This window comes from Streptomyces sp. NPDC007189, from assembly GCF_040703635.1.
GTDB lineage: Bacteria > Actinomycetota > Actinomycetes > Streptomycetales > Streptomycetaceae > Streptomyces.
Map to the genome: position 1 here is coordinate 13090 of NZ_JBEYEY010000029.1, position 19126 is coordinate 32215.

16 protein-coding genes are annotated in these 19126 nt (G+C 73.1%); 1 reads left to right on the forward strand and 15 read right to left on the reverse strand.

Features of this window, described 5'->3' with window-relative positions; translation table 11 throughout:
• Positions 1 to 7: 7 nt before the first annotated feature.
• The 12 genes from AB0950_RS37345 to AB0950_RS37400 all read right to left on the reverse strand — a co-directional run bounded on the left by AB0950_RS37345 (position 8) and on the right by AB0950_RS37400 (position 12755).
• Entirely contained in the window at positions 8 to 850 is an 843-nt protein-coding gene (locus AB0950_RS37345) for a 4'-phosphopantetheinyl transferase superfamily protein (RefSeq protein WP_366780457.1), read from the reverse strand.
• Positions 851 to 978: 128 nt separating this feature from the next.
• On the reverse strand, positions 979 to 1716 hold the full coding sequence (locus tag AB0950_RS37350) for an acyl carrier protein (protein WP_360575801.1): 738 nt from the start codon (positions 1714 to 1716) through the stop codon (positions 979 to 981).
• 40 nt (positions 1717 to 1756) lie between these two features.
• Positions 1757 to 2632, reverse strand: coding sequence for an AfsR/SARP family transcriptional regulator (locus AB0950_RS37355; protein WP_360161635.1), 876 nt, complete (start codon positions 2630 to 2632; stop codon positions 1757 to 1759).
• Positions 2633 to 2946: 314 nt separating this feature from the next.
• Complete coding sequence (locus tag AB0950_RS37360) at positions 2947 to 3147, reverse strand: acyl-CoA carboxylase epsilon subunit (protein WP_360161633.1); 201 nt, start codon at positions 3145 to 3147, stop codon at positions 2947 to 2949.
• An 86-nt stretch (positions 3148 to 3233) separates the two neighbouring features.
• Positions 3234 to 5279: a condensation domain-containing protein gene (locus tag AB0950_RS37365; RefSeq protein ID WP_366780458.1), complete on the reverse strand. Its 2046-nt coding sequence runs from the start codon at positions 5277 to 5279 to the stop codon at positions 3234 to 3236.
• 118 nt (positions 5280 to 5397) lie between these two features.
• On the reverse strand, positions 5398 to 6291 hold the full coding sequence (locus AB0950_RS37370; protein ID WP_366780459.1) for a 4'-phosphopantetheinyl transferase superfamily protein: 894 nt from the start codon (positions 6289 to 6291) through the stop codon (positions 5398 to 5400).
• The gene (locus AB0950_RS37375; RefSeq protein WP_366780460.1) at positions 6285 to 7661 is read right to left on the reverse strand and encodes a hypothetical protein; all 1377 of its coding nucleotides are present in this window, start codon (positions 7659 to 7661) and stop codon (positions 6285 to 6287) included. Before AB0950_RS37375 ends, AB0950_RS37370 begins: the two co-directional genes overlap by 7 nt.
• Positions 7658 to 8602 (reverse strand): SRPBCC family protein, encoded by a 945-nt coding sequence (locus AB0950_RS37380; RefSeq protein WP_366780461.1) that lies wholly within the window; start codon positions 8600 to 8602, stop codon positions 7658 to 7660. The genes AB0950_RS37375 and AB0950_RS37380 overlap by 4 nt, the downstream gene beginning before the upstream one ends.
• A 94-nt stretch (positions 8603 to 8696) precedes the next feature.
• Positions 8697 to 9530, reverse strand: coding sequence for an AfsR/SARP family transcriptional regulator (locus AB0950_RS37385; protein WP_360161623.1), 834 nt, complete (start codon positions 9528 to 9530; stop codon positions 8697 to 8699).
• Between the two features lie 182 nt (positions 9531 to 9712).
• A complete protein-coding gene (locus tag AB0950_RS37390) occupies positions 9713 to 10348 on the reverse strand; it encodes a ScbR family autoregulator-binding transcription factor (protein ID WP_360161621.1) in 636 nt (211 codons plus the stop codon).
• 353 nt (positions 10349 to 10701) lie between these two features.
• A complete protein-coding gene (locus AB0950_RS37395; protein ID WP_360161620.1) occupies positions 10702 to 11901 on the reverse strand; it encodes a cytochrome P450 in 1200 nt (399 codons plus the stop codon).
• Positions 11902 to 12071: 170 nt separating this feature from the next.
• Complete coding sequence (locus tag AB0950_RS37400; RefSeq protein ID WP_360161618.1) at positions 12072 to 12755, reverse strand: ScbR family autoregulator-binding transcription factor; 684 nt, start codon at positions 12753 to 12755, stop codon at positions 12072 to 12074.
• Between the two features lie 413 nt (positions 12756 to 13168).
• Here AB0950_RS37400 and AB0950_RS37405 point away from each other — a divergent pair, with 413 nt between their 5' ends.
• The gene (locus AB0950_RS37405) at positions 13169 to 15178 is read left to right on the forward strand and encodes an acyl-CoA dehydrogenase (protein ID WP_360575792.1); all 2010 of its coding nucleotides are present in this window, start codon (positions 13169 to 13171) and stop codon (positions 15176 to 15178) included.
• A gap of 122 nt (positions 15179 to 15300) precedes the next feature.
• Here AB0950_RS37405 and AB0950_RS37410 read toward each other — a convergent pair whose 3' ends face one another.
• From AB0950_RS37410 to AB0950_RS37420, 3 genes are read right to left on the reverse strand one after another with little or no spacing between them, the layout of a single operon-like run.
• A complete protein-coding gene (locus AB0950_RS37410) occupies positions 15301 to 15675 on the reverse strand; it encodes a DUF6009 family protein (protein WP_360161615.1) in 375 nt (124 codons plus the stop codon).
• Complete coding sequence (locus tag AB0950_RS37415) at positions 15672 to 17237, reverse strand: phage/plasmid primase, P4 family (protein ID WP_360161613.1); 1566 nt, start codon at positions 17235 to 17237, stop codon at positions 15672 to 15674. The genes AB0950_RS37410 and AB0950_RS37415 overlap by 4 nt, the downstream gene beginning before the upstream one ends.
• Complete coding sequence (locus tag AB0950_RS37420; RefSeq protein ID WP_360161611.1) at positions 17234 to 18346, reverse strand: bifunctional DNA primase/polymerase; 1113 nt, start codon at positions 18344 to 18346, stop codon at positions 17234 to 17236. Before AB0950_RS37420 ends, AB0950_RS37415 begins: the two co-directional genes overlap by 4 nt.
• Between the last annotated feature and the right edge of the window lie 780 nt (positions 18347 to 19126).

Sequence of the window (19126 nt, forward strand, 5' to 3'; positions counted from 1 at the left end):
TCTTTTCCTACGCGGGCGGTGCGCCCACGGGCTCGGGCAGGGCGATGGTGTGCGGTGCGGCCCGGTTCCAGGGGAATCCGTGGTGCAGCTCCACGTGCGGGGCGCAGTGTTCGTCCGCGGGTACGGCCACCGCGGCGAGCACGTCGGGGACCGGCTCCAGTTCCAGGAACCGCCAGCGCCCGGCCCGGTCGTCGGCGGGCGGCCGGAAGCCGAGCACCCCCCGCTCGTCGGCCAGGGAGAAGGAGAACTCGTCGAAGGGCAGCCCGAGTCCCAGTCCCCGGGCCTTGGAGTACGCCTCTTTCAGGGTCCACAGCCTGAGCACCCGGCGGTCCCGCTGCCGTCCCGGGGGCGCGCCGGCCGCCCACCGCTGCTCCTCGGGGGTGAAGGTGGTCAGGATGGTGTCCAGGGCCCCCGTCTCCCGGCCGAGGCCCTCGACGTCGACTCCGATGCGCTGTCTGCGGATGATGCCCAGCAGGCTGTAGCCGCCTGCGTGGGAGAGGTTGAAGTCGAGGTGGTCGCCGCCTCTGGGCAGGCCGTGGGGCAGCGGCTGCAGGAAGGGCCGCCCGCGCGAGGAGCGCCAGATGACCAGCTCTGCCTCGGCGAGGCCGGCCTCCAGTGCCAGCGCCCGGCGGACCAGGGTGTGGGCGACGAGGTACTGGCGGCGGTCGCGTTCGAAGAGGAACCGGGCGGCGGTCTCGTGTTCGCGCTCGTCGAGCCAGTGCGCTGCCAGGACCTGGGCGATGGCGGGCGGGAGGGCGTCGTTGGGGCACAGCCACAGCTTCACCGGGGGCACCGTCTCGTGCTGCGGTGCGGGCCCGGCGCCGAGGGACTCCGGTGCGGTGGTGGTCATGATGTGGTGTCTGTCCGTCTCGGTTTCGCCGTCCCGCTGCGGGCGGCGCGCGACGAGGCGGCCCGGGGGCCGCCGGGGCCTGAACAGGTGGGGAGCTGCCGGTGGTGTGCCACGGGTGGTGCCTCCGTTCAGGCGGAACCCGGGTCCGCCAGGAGCGCGGCGGCCTCTTCGACGCCGATCCGGTCGCCGCGCACCGCGTCGAGAAGCGCGACGAGCTCGTCCTGGGAGAGCGGGGGCCGCTTCGCGGCCGCGGCGACCGAGGGTGTTGGCGTCGCCTCCGGCGCGGCCGGGTCGCCGCTGCCGGTGTCCGGCTTTGCGGGGGGCACCGCGCCTGCCGTGCGGGACGCGACGTAGGCGGCCATGGCGGCGAGGGTGGGGTGTTCGCGGACGGTGACGGGACGTTCGTTCAGGCCGTAGGCCCGGTTGACGCCGGCGGTGAACTCCGCGGCCAGGAGGGAGTCGATGCCCAGCTCGGCGAAGGCGGCGCCGCCGTCGATCTCCCAGGGGTCGCAGTGCAGGATCCGCGCCAGCTGCCGGCGCAGCACCTGCAGCACCTCGGCCGAGGCGCCGGGGCCCCGCACGGCGGGAGCGTCGTCGGCACCACCGCGGACGGCGGCCAGGTGGCGGGCGAGGAGGGCCGGCGTGGGGTACTCGTAGAGGTCCGCGCCGACGATCCGGACGCCGAAGTGCCGGGCGATGGCCGAGACGAACTCGACGGTGAGCAGGGAGTCCAGGCCGAGGACGGCGAAGGGCTGTTCGGGGTCGACCCGGTCGGGGTCGGCGTCCACGACACCGGCCAGCACGGCCGTGAGCTCGGCGAGGATGTCTCCGTGGCCGTCGGAAGGTGCCGTCGGCTCACTGGTCATGGTGGTGCCTCCAAGGATCTGGCCCCCTCGCGCCGGAGGGTCAGTGGGTCGGTGCCAGGGGTCCGGCGTTCGGGTCCTGCGCGGCTCGGGCGGCGCGGGCCGGTGCGGCCGGGCCGGGTGCGGTCTCGGGCGCGGCCATCAGGATGGAGTGCTGCAGCCGCCGCAGCCGCGGCGACGGTTCCAGGCCCAGGTCGCGCCCGAGGGTGGTGCGCAGTTGCAGGTAGGCGTTGAGCGCCTCGCCCCGCCGCCCCGAGCGGTGCAGCGCGATCATGAACTGGGCGTGCAGGTTCTCGTGCGTGCGGTAACGGCTCGTCAGGACGGTGAGTTCGGCGAGCACTTCGCGGTGCCGGCCGAGCCGCAGGTCCGCCTCGATGCGCTGGTCGAGCGCGCACAGCCGGCTCTCCTCGAGGCGCTTGGCCTCCATGGTGAGCAGGGCCCCGGTCTGCACGTCCGCGAAGGCGGATCCCGACCACAGGTCCAGGGCGGCGGCGAGGGTGCGCGAGGCGCCCGCGAAGTCGCCTGCGTCCATGGCCCGGTAGCCCAGCCCCGCCAGCCGCTCGAACTCCCGGACGTCACTGGTGCCGCCGCCGGCGGAGAGCAGGTATCCGCCCGGCAGGGTGAGCAGCACGTCCTTGGCGGTACGGCGTTCCGTCCCGGCGCCGGACTCCTGTTCCGGCCCGCGGGTCAGCGCCGCCGCGATGAGTTCGCGCAGTTGCAGCACATAGGTCTGCAAGGTGGTGCGTGCGCTGCGCGGTGGCCGGTCCGACCACAGCTCCTCGACGAGTGAGGCGACCGGCACCACCCGGTCCGCGTGCAGCGCCAGCAGCGCCAATACCTGGCGCGGCTTCGGCGCCGTCGGGGCGACGGACACCCCGTTCTCCCTCACGTCCAGTGCGCCCAGTACGTCGATGTCCACGCCGTCTCCCCTAGTCCACATGCGCTGCTGGCACTCACCGATTAAAAAACAGCACGAGCGGTATGTCAATACGAGACCGATCGTCCTGTTTTTAACAACTCTCGAGCCGCTCTGCAGCAGACCTCGAAGACGGCCGCCCACCTGCCAACTCTTGCACCCGACGACCGACTTGGCACCCCGCGCACCACCTCTCGACCGGCAAACGTCACCGAGAAGCGACCAAGACCCCGCAGTCGGAACAGACCATCCACCCGACTGCACCCCCGATAAACAGACCGAAAGGTCTTGTCTGCCGGAAAGGGCCGGAGCACTCCTCACTGCCAGCTGTGCGGTCCGTGGTAGTCCACCGGCCGCCGCCACCAGCGCGAGCCGGTGACCGGCCGTACCGGGGCGGTCTGCTGCGCCGGGCGGGCCCGCAGGGCCAGCAGTACGAGGGTCAGTGCGGCCAGTTCCTCCTCGGTCGCCGTGCCACGCTCGACGCGCAGGGCCGGTCGCCCACGGTCGGTGTCGCCCATGCCGCCTCCTCTTTTCGGCCACCGTGGGCCATGGCGCTCAAGAGGCGCTCTCGGCGCGGTGGAAAGCAGGGGCGGCGGCCGACCGGTCAGGCGCTGCGCGCCCGCACCGCCCGCAGGGCCCGGGACAACGCCTGCGCGCTCTCGACGGCACCGCCGACCCCGGTCATGACCACGGCCGGAACCTCGCCCGTCCGCTCCGCCGTGCGCCGTGCGATCTCGTGGGCGACCGGGCCGGCCGGACCGGCACCGCACAGGGTCAACCGCCGTCCTGCGACGTGCAGTTCCCGCAGCAGGCCGGGTGACAGCTCCCGGCCCGCCACCCTGAGCGACACGATGCGTTCCGGGCCCTCGTGGTCGCGCAGCAGGGTGTCGTACGCCCCGGGCGTGACACCGGGCACGGTGACCAGGCACACGACGTCCGCCCCGGGTTCCCCGGCCCGCAGGACCGACAGCGCGAACCGGGTGCCGGCGGGTTCGGGCGGCACCATGCCGGGCACCTCGCAGGCGCCCAGCGACCGCAGGGCGTCGCCGACGGTGAACCCCTCGTCCGGGTGCTCGGGCAGCGTGCGCAGCAGGTGCAGGCACTGCGCGAGGATGCCTAAGGCGCCGGTGTCGGTGACCCTGGCCCGGTCGTACAGGGCGGTCAGCACGAGGGCGTCCTCGGTGTCGTAGTGCGCGACGAGCGTGACCGGCACAGGCGTGTCACCGCCGGCGCTCTGCGGCGCGCCGACCCGGATGCCCTGCGCCGCCAGTTCGGCCCGCAGGTTGTCCGGCAGTGGGGGGTGGTGGTCGAAGCGGACGGTGGTCTCGGTGAGGGCGGAGCCTGGGGCGCGCCCGCTCCACTCCCGGATCCGGTCGCCGCCGACCCAGGCGTACGGGGTGAGGTCGAGTGCGGCGTCCCGCACCCGCAGCAGCAGGTCCGCCAGTGGCGCGCCGGGGTCCACGGTGACCGTCAGCGGCAGCGTGTTGCCCAGCAGTCCGGGCATGTCGGCCGCGGCCCGCAGGGACATGTCCCGCCCGGACAGATGCACGCCGAAGGCCACCGGCAGCGGTCCGTCGGCCCCGGCCGCCCGGTGCAGCAGCAGGGCCCACACCACGTGCAGGGCGCTGCTCTCCCCCGCGCCCCGCTCCGCGGCCCACGCGCGCAGCCGGGAGGTGCGGGCGGCCTCGAGCCGGCGCTGGATCCGGCCCGGCCCCTCGGTGTGCCGCGCCGGCCGGCCGGGGCGGCCCGGGCTGACGGCGGCGCCGGCGGGCGGTGCGGCCGCCGCCCAGAACTCCCGGGCCCCGGCGGTGTCCTGCCGGAGCAGCCACTGGGCGTGGTCCCGAATGTCGGGCCGCCGGTCCCCGCCGGGCAGCACGCCGCCGGCGAGGTAGGAACGGTAGAACTGCCGCACCAGCAGGCGGGCCCCGCGCTCGTCGAGCAGGGCCCGGTGATAGGTCACCAGCAGACGGGTGGACGGCCGACCGGTGCCGGTCGCGTCCGGTGTGCCGTCGAGCAGGGACACCCGCAGCAGTCCCGGCCGGTACAGCTCGAAGCCGCGGGCCCGGTCCTGCCGGAGCAGTTCGCTCCAGCCGACGTCGGCGTGCACATGGCGTACGACCTCCACGGCCGCACGGTCGTGCAGCACCAGGCGGGCGGCGCCGGCCCAGTCGAAGGACGCCCGCAGGACCGCCTCCCGCTCGGCGACGGACTGCCAGGCGGCGATGAACCGGCCGAGGTCCAGCGGCCCCGCCCAGTCCCAGAAGATCTGCTCCACGTACCGTCCCGGGCCGCCCTGAGCGCCGACCGCCGCCGCGAGCAGCGCCCGCTGATGCCCGGTCACGGCGATCGTGCCCGCCGCGAGCGGCGCCAGCAGGTCGGCCAGCAGGTCGTCGCCGAGCGGTCCGCCGGGTGGGGCCGGGCCGCGGGGGGTGAGCCGCAGGAGACACCGGCCGAGGCGCCCGCCGTCCGGTACGTCGTCCAGTTCGACGTCGTACGCCCGATGACGCTCGGCGACACGGGCGGCGACCGCCTCGGCATCCGTGCGGGCGAGACCGCACAGCTCGAAGACGAGCGGCGACCAGGCCTGGATGCCGAGCGGTTCGTGCACCACGGCGAGGACGGCGCCCCGTTGCGAGTGATGGCTCCTCATCCGCTCCCCGGGGCGCCGGCTGCCGCAGCAGCCGCCTCCGGCACCCCGACCTCCTTTTCGAATCGTTTCTGCACGGCGCGTTCGCGTACGGCACGGCAGTCCCGCCGGACGCGTCCGCTCATCGCCGGCCGGGGCCCCGCCGCCCCGGGAAGCCGATGATCCGGGCGCCTTGGGGCGGCTCCGCCGAGGGCGGGCGCACGGGTTCGTCCGCGGCGGGCGGGACCGGTGGCCCGTCCGGCGCCGCCGGCGCGGCCTCCTGCCGGTGCGCCTCGCTCACCAGGAAGCGGCCCTCGACGAGATGGGTGGCGAAGGCCCACTCCCCGGCCGTGTCCCCGGCGAGCCGGGCACGTCCGGTCGCGTCCCAGTCGAAGCCGAACGCCGTGAACCGGCGTCGCATGCCGTGCCCGAGCGCCTTGGTGTACGCCTCCTTCAGCGTCCACAGCCGCAGGAACCGTTCGGTGCGCTCCTGATCGGGCAGGGCCATGAGCGCGTCGGCCTCCTCGGCGGTGCACACGTGGTCGCGCAGGGCTTCGAAGGAGACCCGGCGACCGGCGGGCTCGGCGTCCACGCCGACCGGCCCGGTGCGGCTGACGCCGACCACGATCAGCTCGTCGGTGTGGCTGAGGCTCACCTGCAGGTCCGCGCCGAGCCCGCGCAGCACGGGCCGCCCGCCCGGCAGGCCGGCGAGGTCGAGCCGTTCGGCGGGGACCTGGAGCGCCGCGGCGGCCGTGTGCTTGAGCACCACCCGGGAGACGGCGAGGGTCAGCCGGCCGGAGGGGGCCGGGTGCTGCCGGTAGCGGGGCCAGTCCCGGCCGAGCAGCGTGCGCAGCCCGGGATCGAGCAGGGCCGGTGTCAGCCACTGGCCCCAGGTGGCGTGCACCACCGCCCGGCCCGTCCGCTCGATCCGCTCCTGGACCTCTTCCCAGGGCCCGTCCGGCCCGGGAACGTGGTACGGCGCCGGGAACGGCACCGCCGGTGTGCGGCCGTACGCCGCCCTGGCCGGGTTCACCATGTCAGCCTCGTCGCGTACAGGTCGCAGTCCACGCCGTGGGCCGCGCGCCGGGCCAGCTCCTCCCACAGGCCCGGCTGCGGGTCGGGCGAGCGGGCGGGCAGCGGCAGTCCGAGCCGCTCGGCGATCCGTGCGAGCGCCGGCAGCGCCCAGCCGGCGTCGCCGAGGAACGGCAGCCGCGCCCCGGCCGCCGCTTCCCGCACGCCCAGTGTCGCGGCGGCCAGCACCAGCAGGGCCTGACGGTCCGCCAGGGCGCGCGCCGCCGGGTCGGCGGGGTCGTGCACGGCGGTGACCGCGCAGGCGGCCCGCAGCGCCCGCTGCTCGATGACGAGCCTGCGGGCGACGCGGGCGAGCGCCGCGGTGCCGGCATCGGCGGCACCGGCGAGCCGGTCGGCGGCACCGGCCAGCGTCGCCGCGACGGCGTGCGGGCCGGTGCCGGATGCCACGGCCGGGGCGGTCCCGGTGATGCGGAACAGCGCCGCGCATTGCGCGGTGCCGTCCGGCCACGAGTCACAGGCCGCGTTCAGTCCTTCGACGATCCGGGTCTGGGCGGCGCGGGCGGCGGTCCGGTCGACGCGGGCGAAGGCCCGGTCCCGGAGGATCTTGGCCAGCGTGCGCTGTTCGGCGGTGTCGCCGTCGCATCCGCACTCGTTCAGCACCAGTTCGAGATCGCCCAGCAGCTCTCCGACCAGCTCGGGCACGAGGTATCCCACGACGGCGGCGAGCGGCTGTCCGGCCCCGCGTCGCGGCGGCGTCGGGCCGTCCGCGCTCCGGCCCGGTCCGGGGCAGGCGCGCAGGGCCACGGTCATCAGGCTCTCGCAGGCGAGCAGGTCCGCAAAGAGCGAGGCCAGGACCGGCCGCCACTGCCGGGCGGCGGTGTCGTAGCTGCTCAGGCCGTCCACGATGCGGGCCGCGCCGCGCAGGACGCCGCCCGCCGACGCGACAAGCGCCGCCGGCCCGAGCAGCTCGGCCGCCGGGTGCGGCACCGGTGTGCTCAGCAGCGGACGGATGCTCCAGGCATGGGCCAGGGCGAGGTCCCGGCGCAACAGCGGGCGCAGGGCGCGGGCGAGCTGATCGGCGGCCGGCATCTCCGCGGCACCGGGCAGGCCGGGGGGCGGGGCGGGCAGACGGGTGTGCCCGGCGGCCCGCAGGGCGGAGCGGCCGTAGGGGTTGCCGGGGTCCCGGGGGTCGCCGAGCAGCGCTTCGAGGCGCGCCGCACACTGCGCCGCGCCTGCCGGTTCGCCCGCTCGGCCGGGTGGGATCGGGGTCGTCGGGGGCCGCGCGGTATGCGGGGCCGGCCGGGTCGGGGCCATCGCCGATCTCCTCGTCGTCGTGGTGCCGGTCGCCGTACGGTCGTTCTCCGGCGGGCTCATCGCAGTCGGCGTACGGCGCTCTCGGCGTGCCACCGCGCCATGGTCAGGGCCTCCGTGCTCGACCGGCCGAGCCATTCGCGCACGTACCGGCGGGCGTCCACGAGCAGAGCGCCCCCGCCCAGGACGGTCTCCACCGCGCTCTCGCGGAGCATCACCTGGTGGCCGGAGACGACCCGCACTCCGGTCGCGTCGGGCTCCAGGTACCACTCGCCGTAGTGCGCGGCGACGGGATCGGGCGTCACGGTCTCCTTGTGGACGATCCGTCCGGCGGCCGGGAAGCACAGCCGTACGGCCTCGGACACGAGCCGCTCGCCCGTGTCCGGGACGCAGGTGTGCAGGACCGTCAGCTGCACGCCCGGCTGGTCCTCGGTGACCTCGGCCCGCTCGACGTGGGGAACGAGGTCGACCCAGTCCTCGATGCGGTAGAGGATGTCGTAGACGAGTTCCGGGGAGCCGGAGACGTACACGCTGTCCTCGAAGGACAGCAGCAGTTCGTCCAGCCGGTCCCAGCGCTCGGCCGCCTCGCGCAGCGCCGCCAGCTCGCTGTGCACGTCCGTCTCGAGTGCCCCGGACGTCTCCCAGGGGCCGGCCGGGCGCTCGTGACGCAGGGTCAGCAGGCAGCGGCCGTCGCCGTCGGCCGTCACGCTCCAGGCGCCGGACGTCGGCGCGCCGGGCAGCAGGGCCTCCTGCAGTTCGAACTCGATACGGCGCTCCCGTGGCCGCAGCACGCGGCGGGCGAGCGCGGAACACACCTGGCCGTGCCGCAGGTGCCACAGCCGCAAGCTCTCCTCGGTGCCGTCGAAGTCGATGCGTTCGACGTGGACGTAGGGGGGCAGCAGGACCGGCCAGCGTGGGGCGTCGGCGAGGAGGCCGTAGACGACGCCGGCGGGCGCGGCGACCGTGACGGTGTGCTGGGCGGCGTGCACTCGCTGTGACGACATGCGCGACCCCCTCCTCCAGGTGTGTGATCAACGCTGCACCGCCGGGCCTGAGCGGTGCTCGACTCCTGGTGGAGGGGGGCGAGGTGACCTGGTGTCAGCCCACGGGGGCCATGGGCGCGTTCGCCGCGGGGCGGGCCGGGAGGTTGCCGGGGCCGGACATCAGGATGGAGCGCTGCAGCTTGGCGAGCGCGGGGGACGGTTCCAGGCCCATGGTGCGCACCAGGGTGGCGCGCAGCCGCTGGTAGGCGTCGAGCGCCTCGCCGCGGCGGCCGGAGCGGTACAGCGCGAGCATGTACTGGCCGCACAGGCTCTCGTGGGTGGGGTACTGGTTGACCAGCACCGTCAGTTCGGCGAGCAGTTCCCGGTGCCGGCCGAGCCGCAGGTCCGCCTCGACCCGCTGGTCCAGGGCGCACAGCCGGCTCTCCTCCAGCCGCTTGGCCTCGGTCCGCAGATGGGGACCGGTGTGGACGTCGGCGAGTGCGGGGGCCGTCCACAGGGCGAGCGCCTCACGCAGCAGCAGGGCGGCCTGCGGGTAGTCCTCGGCGTCCATGGCCCGGTACCCGGAGCCGGCGAGCCGCTCGAACTCCCGTACGTCGCTGGTGCCGTCGTGGGCCTTGAGCAGATAGCCGCCGGGCACGGTCAGCAGCACGTCCTTGGCCTGGCGGCGCTGCCCCGCGTCGTCCGCGTCGCCCCCGGCGAGGGCGGCCGAGATGAGTTCGCGCAGCTGCAGGATGTAGGTCTGCAGGGTGGCGCGGGCGCTGCGCGGCGGCTTGGCCCCCCACAGCTCCTCGGTCAGGACGCCCACCGGGACGACCTGCCCGGCGCGCAGCGCCAGCAGAGCGAGCACCTGGCGCGGCTTGGGTGCCGTCGGCGCGATGGACATCCCGTTGAGCCGTACGGCGAGTGTGCCGAGCACGTCGATGTCCACGGCGTCTCCCCCATTCTGGTGCCGTCTGCGGTGCTTCCCTGGCAGGTTTCGAGTAAAAAACAGCGCGCGCGGTATGTCAACAGCGAACCGGACACCCTGCTTGCTGTCGATCCCCGTGCGAGGAAAGCTCAAGCAGCTCAGCCGCCACGGGCGCATCGGCAAGAGCCCCCTGCACGCCGCTGTTACTGGCTCGCCCCCTGCGGCCGCGTCTCCTCCGACACCGATACGAGCGCGCGCTCGGGGAAAGCCGCCAGGCACGGCAGGATGAGGGACCAGAACTGCGCCATGCGCTCGGCCGGCCGCCATCCGTCGTCCGTCGCGGCGATCACCTCCAGGCCGACGGTGGCCGCCACGATCGTGGTCGTCGCGCCGTCCGGTGAGACGCCGTCGGCCAGTTCACCCGCGTGCTGCGCCTGCAGTACCAGGTCGCGCACGCAGTTCTTCCACCAGCCCAGCATGGCCGCCTCGCTCTTGCGGGAGGGGTCGCCGCTGAGTTTGAAGCCGGCCCTGACCACCGGGTCGTCGGCGACGGCCAGCAGCAGACCGGACATCGTCCGGACCAGGGACTGCAAGGAGGTGTCGGCCGCGCCGCGGCAGCGCTCGGCCAGTTTCTCGACGGAGTCCGTGGCCGCGGACTCCACCTCGCTGGCCAGCGCCTCCTTGTTGGCGAAGTGGAAGTGCAGGGCTCCCGCGCTCACCCCGGCCCGCCTGCTGATCGCCGGAAGAGAGGCAAGGGCATATCCATCAGCGGCGAACACCTCGGCTGCCGCACGGATCAGGGACTGGCGCGTCCGCGCCGCCCTCACCTGCTTGACCATTGCACCCTCCTCCTAGGCATGCACGAAACCGGAGTCGCTTCATACGCTTCCCCGGCTCCGGGCACCCAGCAAGATCTTACCAAACCGCGCGCTTGGTACTTTTATGGCTTTCGGTGTTGTCCCTGGTCAGACGGGCCGACCGGGGTCACCTGAGACGACGGACAGGGAAACCTCTTCCCGGAGGCTTCGGGAACGTGAGCCAGATTAATGAACCAGCCATGCAATTTCCCGGTCCGCCCAGCGGTGCTCCGCCCCCGCTGTAGCGGTTCTTCGGCAGGTCACAAGCACAGAGCGGCGGGACTCGCGGCCCTGACCTGGGCCGGCGGAGTCCCGCCGCTCGCGTCGCGTCCGCGTCAGTCCTGCGGGCTCAGCAACACCGGCAGGGCGCGGTAGGAGTTCATCAGGAAGCTGGTCATCGGCTGCAGTTCCTCGGGAGCGCAGGCGAGCCGCATCCGCGGAAAGCGCTCGAAGAGTGCCGCGAAGGCCCCGGTCGCCTCCACCTCGGCGAGCGGTGCGCCCATGCAGCGGTGTGTGCCGTGCCCGAACCCGAGCGTGTCGCGCTCGGTGCGCAGCACGTCGAACCGGTCGGCGTCCGGGCCGTAGCGCTCGGGGTCGAGGCCGCCCGCGGCGAAGTTGACCAGGATCGGGTCGCCCTTGCGGATGAGGACACCGTCCAGGTCGATGTCCTCCACGGCGAACCGCATCGGCGAGTAGGCGCCGGGCGTGTGCACCCGCATCGTCTCCGCCGACACGTCCTGCCAGCCCGCCCGGCCCGCGCGCACGTGCTCCAGCTGGTCGGGGTGGGTCAGCAGCGCGCCCACCGCGTTGGTGATCAGCGCCGCGGTGGTGTCCTGTCCTCCGGCGATCATCAAAAACAGCGTGCCGAGCAGTTCCGCCTCGCTCAGGCGGTCGTCCTGGTCCCGGGCCGCGATCAGCGAACTGGTCAGGTCGTCCCCGGGCTCGGCCCGCTTGTCCTGCACCAGCTGCGACAGCAGCATGTAGGCCTGCAGCCGCGCCGCCTCTATCTCCTGTCCGGGCAGCGTGGTGCTGAAGACCTTGTGCAGCGCGACGCACAGGGCGTCCGTCGCTTCCCCCTGCGGGACTCCGAACAGCTCGCAGATGACCCGCATCGGCAGGATCTCGGCGAAGGCGGACCGCAGATCGACCGGGGTGTCGGCCGGCAGGGCGGCGAGGCCGTCGACGAGTTCGGCGGTGATGGCGGCGACCCTGGGGCGCAGGGCCTCGGTGCGTCGCGCGGTGAAGGCCCCGGCGACCAGCCGGCGCAGCCGCGCGTGGCTCTCCCCGTAGGCGAACAGCATGTTCTCGTTCGCCACCCAGGGGTACAGCGGCCAGTCCTCGGTTATTCGGCCCTCGATGAAGGCCGGCCAGTGCCGGCGGGCGTCCTTGGAGACGCGCCCGTCGGTCAGCAGCCGCTCCACATACCGCTGTCCCACCACGGCCCAGGCGATCACCCCTCCGGGCAACTGGACCTGGACGGCGGGTCCCTGCTCCCGCAGCATGGCGGCTTCCCCCGCCAGATCCCGCCCGGTCACGTCCAAGGCGTAAGGGCACACAGCAGCCGTATTCATCCGTCGTACTCCCTGGGTCGGTCTTGCACGGGTGGCACGTTCCCAGGGGAGGGGTCCCCCGCCCTCCCCCTCCGGGGGCGCACGCGGTCACGCCCCCGACGACTGTTCAGTTGTAGCTCCGCTCCCGCCTGTTGTCAGCCGGCGGCCGGGACCCTCTCGGCGGCCTCGCGCAGCCGCAGTGCCGCCGCGTAGACCCGGGCGCCCCGGTCGGCGGCCGTGTCGAGCTGCATGAGCACCGCGGGGACCGCGATGCTCGCCATCAGGTGGCGCTGCAGGTCCGACACCCGCTCCGGCAGGTCGGTGTGGTTCGACATGATCTTGGAGAGCACCTGCACGCCGGTGAACGCCCCGACGAACATCCGTGCCGTCGCCGCGACGTCGACATGCGGCAGCAGCTCTCCGTTCTCCTTCGCCTTGCCGAGAAGGTCGGAGTTGTGCTCGATCCATCCGCTCATCGGCACGCGTCGGTCCAGACCGTCGCTCGGCGCTCCCTGGTCCACGGTCAGGCGGATGCTGCCCTGCACCATGGGGTCCCCCACCGACAGCAGATGCGCGAGCAGGAAGGCCTCGTCGATGCCCTGCTGGAGCATCAGCTCCTGCTGCGGCGGCGTCGGAATCGCCTCCAGCTGGCCGGCCAGCACCGCCTGGGCCAGCTCCTCCTTGGAGGCGAAGTGGAAGTACAGGGCCCCCTTGGTGACGCTCGCGCGGTGGAGGATCTCCGAGATCGTCGCCGCCTCGTACCCCACCTCGGCGAAGACCGCGGCAGCAGCGACGAGGATGGCCCGCCTTGTTCTGATGGCCCGTTCCTGTAGCGCCACGGCCTTCACCTCCGCATCGGCTCCGGTCAGTTACCTGGGCAAAAATAAACCGACAGGTTTGATTGTGCCAGTCCCCCGCCCGCGCGATCAAGCGTGGCCGCGGCACGTACGAAAAGGTCACTTTTGCCAGCAATTATTGAGGATCTGGTGCTCAGAGCCCTGCGGAGGCCCCTTAGAAAACCTCACGTGCGGTTTCCTGGCCCGTCGGAAGCGCCTGTGCACCCCCGACTGGTCTAGGTCACCCGGCGGCAGAATGGGATATTCCGCTACGGAGCCCCAGGCAGACGCTCGAAGATCCCTTGCTGGTCGCTCACGCTTTACCGGTATTTGACTTGATAAGAAAACCGGTAGGTTCGTATCTTCTGGGTCCTGCACTTCCAACTCCGGATCTGCGACTGACGGGGGACAGGGTCATGGCCCTTCTGACAACTCAGCCCAGCGTGCGGACCGCCCCATCGGGCAAGGCCGGCCAAGCGGCGGACCAGCCACTGTGCACGGAACTGCCGGGCGAGCGCCCGCGGAGCGACCGCCCGCGGGCCGACCGCCTGACTGCCGATCACCTCAAAGACCTCACTGCGATCGAGGCCCTCGACTTCGAGGGACTCGGCAGCATCGGCACCACGCCCGCACAGGATCTGGCCCGGCTGCTCTTCGGCGAGGGCAGCGAGCGCGAGGAGGTCCACGACCGGTGGCGCACACTGATCCGCAACGAAACGTTTCGTCACCGTCCGGGCGGTTCTCCCGCCGAGCAGGCGGAACGGTCGTACGAGTGGCTGCGGCTGGTGAACGACACCCTCGTGGACCCCGGGAGCCTCGCCACGGACCCGAGGCTGCTGGCGAGCCTGCACGAGTGGACGGCGATCGTGGACGGCGGCGGGGGCCTGTGCACGGTGGCGAGCATCCACTACAACCTCTTCCTCGGCAGCCTCCTGGACCATGAGGCGGCACAGCACCGCGATCTGTCCGAGTTCACGTCCATGCGGCGCATCGGCACGTTCCTGTGCACCGAACTCGACCACGGCAACGACAGCGCCGCACTGGAGACCACCGCCGAACTCGACCCGGACACCGGCGGGTTCATCCTGCACACCCCGCACGCCGGGGCGCAGAAGTTCATGCCCAACACCAGCACCACCGGCGGGCCCAAGAGCGCCGTGGTCGCGGCCCGCCTCATCGCGGACGGTCAGGACCAGGGCGTGTACCTGTTCCTGACCCCGCTGAGCGACGAGCACGGCCTGCTGCCGGGAGTCCGGGTACGCCGGCTGCCGATGCGGCCCGGCGCTCCCGTCGACCACTGCCTGACCGCCTTCGACCAGGTACGGCTGCCCCGCGAGGCGCTCCTGGAGGGCGAGCACGGCCGGCTCGGCCACGACGGCACCCTCACCAGCACCCTGGGCAACCGCCGCAAGCGGTTCCTGCGTTCGATCGGCCGGGTCACCGTGGGCAAGATGTGCATGAGCGGTGCCGCCGTGGGCGCGTCCAGGGCCGCGCTGGCCATCGCGGTGCGCTACGGCGAACACCGCCGGGTGGCCGGCCCGAGGGCGGGCGAGCGCATCCCGGTCAACGCCCACCGCAGCCATCACGGGCGGCTGCTCAGGTCGCTGGCGACCGCGTACGGCATGACCTTCCTGCACCGGTCGGCGGTTGCCGCCTGGACGCGGCACACCGCCGAGACCCGCGAGGAGGCGGAGCGCCTGGTGGCCGTCGCCAAGGGGTGGATCACCTGGCAGGCCCGCGCCATCACCGCCGAGTGCCGGGAACGCTGCGGCGCGCAGGGCCTGTTCGCGGTCAACGGGCTGGCCGGCTTCCCGGAGTACGTCGAGGGCACCGTGACCGCCGAGGGGGACAACCTGGTGATCTGGGCCAAGGCGGCCGCGGAGCTGCTCTTCGCCACCGGCGCCGCCCGGTCCGGGAACGCATCACCGGCCGTCCCCCAGGAACTGACCAGCGCTCGCTTCGTGCGCTCCCTGCTGGCCCAGGCCGAGGCCATCTGGCAGGCGCGAGCGCGGGTCGCGCTGCGCCGTGGCCCGGCCAAGGACCCGGTGGCCCGCTGGAACAGGGCGTCGTCGCTGGCGCTGGAGATGGTCTCCGTGCACGCCGGGCTGCGGGCCGCCGACGCCTTCCTGGAGGCGGCGGAGCGGGTGTCACAGCCCGAGGCGCGGCAGCTGATGGACAGCCTGTGCCTGCTGTTCCTGCTGGAGCAGATCCGCAGCCACACCGGAGACCTGCTGACGGAGGGGCACATGAGCGCCGACCAGGTCCGCGAACTGCCGTTCGTCATCGACACGGTCGTCGACGCCCTCGCCCCCCACATGAGGACGCTCGTCGACGCCTTCGACCTGCCCGAGGAGTACCTGGACGCCATTCCGATCGCCAACAGCGGCCGGGTCCCGCTCGCCGACTACGCGGACATCGCCGAGTAGGCCCACCGGCTGCCCGGGGACGCATCCCGCTCCCCGGGCAGCCGTCGTCGTTCTCGTGCCGGGTGCGCGCCTTCGGGCCCGCCCGGCGTCTGCCCGTCTGCGTCTCGTCCCGCAGGCACTTCCTACAGCGCCGGCGACACCGCCCCGCCCTCCGAGCGTTCCGTCTTGCGCCCCTTGCTCCCCGGCGCCAGCGTGCGCGGATCGACGGCCTCGGCGGGCGCCCCGGTGGCGTACAGCCCGTCGGGGACGGTGTCCCGGTCGTGCGGCAGCAGCCAGAACACCCGGCGGCGAAAAGTGCCCGACGAGCGGGACGGCTTGGCCTTCGGCCCGAGCAGCGCGTAGCCGACCATGCGGCCGTCGCGGTGGTAGGCGGGCCTGCCCCGGCGGGACGGAAGCCGGTCCAGGCTCTGGCGGACGTAGTCCAGGGCGCTGATGTCCTCGAGCCAGACGAGGTCGACCTCGTGGACGATCTCGTCCTCGGCTATGAGGGCACTCATACTGACTCCTCGTCGGCGGCCAACCCGATGCCCGGATAGTACTTGCGCTGGTTGGACAGGATCATTTCCTTCGGAGACGCCAGTCCCACCACCTCCCGGACCCGTGCGGCGAAGGACCGGGACGACACGGCCGGGGCCCCCTCATTCTGGCACCAGGTCCGGTAGGCCGCGTAGAGACCGGCCTGTTCCGCCCTCAGGCCCGGCTCGCGCCGGCAGGCCTCGCCGAGGAAGCGCCCGATGTGGTCCTCGGTCTCCGCATACGCCGTGGTGGCGATGCGCACGGCCTCCGGGCCCAGCAGGTCCCGCTCCCCGTTCAGGTAGCGCCGGGCGCCGGTGACGAGCCAGTTGAGGATGCCGCCCCCTTCCTCCGTCACGAGGATGTCGGCCAGGTTGTCGACCTTGCGGTGGTCGGGGACGACCCGCTCGAACGGGATCAGCCGCATCCGCCGCCAGAACGCGAACCCGCCCGTGCCCACCTCGGGCCGGTGGTTGCCCAGCAGCCACAGCTTGTGCGTCGGCTGGAAGCTGAAGAAGTCCTGCCGCATCCGCCGTGCCTTGATGCGGTCGCCGCCGGTCAGCAGCTTCACCCGGGCCTCGTCGAACCGGTCCCCCGGCTTGACCTCGCTGCACACGATGACCCGGCGCCCGTGCAGCTCGGCCAGGTCGGTGGGGTGCCCCTCGTAGGGACGGGCCATGAGGAACCCGGGCGGCGCGGCGTCCGCGTAGTCGCCGACGAGCTTCATCACCACGTCCAGCAGCACCGACTTGCCGTTCTTGCCGGAGCCGAACAGGAAGGGCATCACCTGGCCGCCGACGTCGCCGGTGATGGAGTAGCCCAGCAGCAGATGCAGGAAGTCGATCATCTCCCGGCCCTCGGGGCCCTCCCCGAAGGTGTCGGCGAGGAACCGGTCCCAGCGCGGCGTCGGCATCGGTTCGGGCGTGGCGGTGGTGGAGCGGGAGTGGAAGTCCTTGTCCGGGTCCGGCACGCGCTTGAGCCCGGTGCGCAGGTCGACGATGCCGCCGGGCGTGCACAGCGCGTACGGATCGGCGTCCAGCAGCGCGGCGTTGAGGACCATGCCGGGTGCGGACTTGGCCTGGGTGAGCATCGCGTTCATCCCGCTGGTGCTCAGCGCGCGCCGGCGGTGCTGCTGCAGGGCGGTCGTGCTGTGCACACCCCGCGGGTCGGTGGTGGCGAGGGACTCCGCCAGGTCGCCCGCGGCCCACAGCACGGTGTCGTCCTCGTCGATCTGCCAGCGGGTGCTGTCCCACCGGAACCAGCCGAGCCCGGGCACGTGCCGGTAGTCGTTGGCGTAGAGGCTGACGAAGAGTTTGGCGTTGCCGCGGTCGCTGAGGGTGTCGGGCAGCAGCCCGTCGGGCGTCGCCTGCCCGGCGGCCCTGGAGCCGCCGTGGCCGTTCGTACGGCCCTGGGCGACGCTGTGGGCCTGTACGGGGGCCTGGGGGAGGCCGTGCGCCTCTGGACGGGCCTGAGGCACGCTCTGGGCCAGGATCTGCGCGGCGACCTCCCCTGCGTCGAAGAGGGCGTTGTCGTGGCCGCTCTTCACGGGCGGCCTCCCGGGGTCAGCGGACGGGTGCGGCCCGCGCTCAGCCCGCCGCGGATGACGGCGCCGTAGCGCCGCTCCTGCCCGGGGCGCGCCTGCGCGGCCGCCTCCCGCAGGACCCGCTCGGCCTCGGCCTCGGTCAGCAGACCGGCGGCGACGAGCCCTCCTGCGGTGTACGCGGCCCGGTTGAGCTTCTCGGTGAACCCCGCGCCCTCCGGTACGGCGGCGCAGGCGGCCACCTCCGCCAGCAGCGGGGCCAGCGCCCGGCTCCCGGCGCTGCGGCCGCCCGAGGCGGCCAGGACGGCCTGCCGGGCCCGCGGCGGCACCGGCCGGGGCGTGGGCACGGTGACGGGCGGCAGATGGCCGGTGCGCTGAAGCTCGCGCGCCAGCCAGGCGGGCAGCGGCGCGGGCTCACGCGCCGTACCCACGGCCTCGTACACCCCCGCCTCGGTCACGGTGCCCGGAGCGACGATGTACCCGCCGTGCGCCCGTACGTCGACCTGCCAGGCCAGGGCCCTGCCGCCGCCCGAGCCGGAGGAGCACTGCCAGCGGTGCCCGCCCAGGGCGCGGTACCACACGTGCAGGCCGCCCGAGGGCGTGCGCACGCGCAGGGTCGACTCGTCGTCGGCCGGTGAAGCCGCCCCGCGCAGCGCGGCGAGCACCCCGATCGTGTGGAAGCCGTTGGCGAGCCCGGTCAGGTCGACGGTCTCGGCGATGTCGATGCCGGGCAGCAGGCGGTCCCGGGCGGGCAGTTGCCGGGCGTGAGCGTCGATGTCGATCACGACCAGCCCCGCGGGCCCGCAGGCGACCCCGACGCCGAACTCCGGGTGGGCGCGCCACCACTGCTCGATGCGGGCGAAGTCCAGTGTGGCGGCACGGAATCCGTGGCACCAGCGACCGGCGGAAGGGCAGCGGCATCCCCGGTGGGTGTGCCCGGGCTCACGGCAGGCCGCGCAGTTGCCCGCCGGCGTCTTGCGTCCCGGGGCCAGTGGGTGGACCGGCCAGCCACGGCCCGCGCACCACCGGGCGATGGCCAGGGACCTCAGGACGCCCGGTCCGGCGGGAGCGGGCTGCGGTGAGTCGCTGCGTAAAACCCGCAGCTCATCGGCCATGCGTTTCCCCCGTCAGCGACCGAAGCGACTCAACAACAGGCACAGAGTAGCGAAGCCCCGATAAAGCCGGGGTCATGTGAACGAAGAATCGAATCCGCCGTCCCGGAGGGCGGCCAGCGACCGAAACAGCGACTCAAAGCGACTGAAAACCCGTTGCCCTATACATCGGTCGCTGCTTGAGTCGCTGTCAAAACCGCAGGTCATAGGCCATACACCCCTCAATTAGCGACTCAAGCGACTCAAGTTCGGTACATATAACGCGCACACGCGCGCACGCACACGCGCGAATGTCTTGATATACCCGATCCTTGAGTCGCTTCAGTCGCTGTTCGGCCCCAAAACCGGGTCTGACCAGGCCTTTTACCTAGCGACTGAGCAGCGACTCAACAGCGATCCACCCCGGTTTCGGTCGCTGTTCTTCAGTCGCTGTCCCTCCGCCGCCGTCCTTGAGTCGCTGCCCGCTCAGCGACCGGAGCGACTCAAGCGACTCTGGACCGAACCTGGATGACCGTTTCTTCACCGGGGCGTTTCACCCGCACCAGCGACCGAAGCGACCGGCCGGCCATATCGCCCTTCTGCCCGGCCGCGGGCGTCTCCTGGACAAGCCAAGCACGGGCGCGCCACCGGAAACGCCGCGCGCGCCTCGGCTGCTCCGGGCGTCGGAGCAGCAGCGCTCCTCGGCCGCCCCCCCCCCCCGCTTCCGGGCCCGCACCGGCCAGGCCCTCCGGGAGCAACCCGCCCGAACCCAGTCCCCGTGGGCGACACAGTCACCCCCCGTCG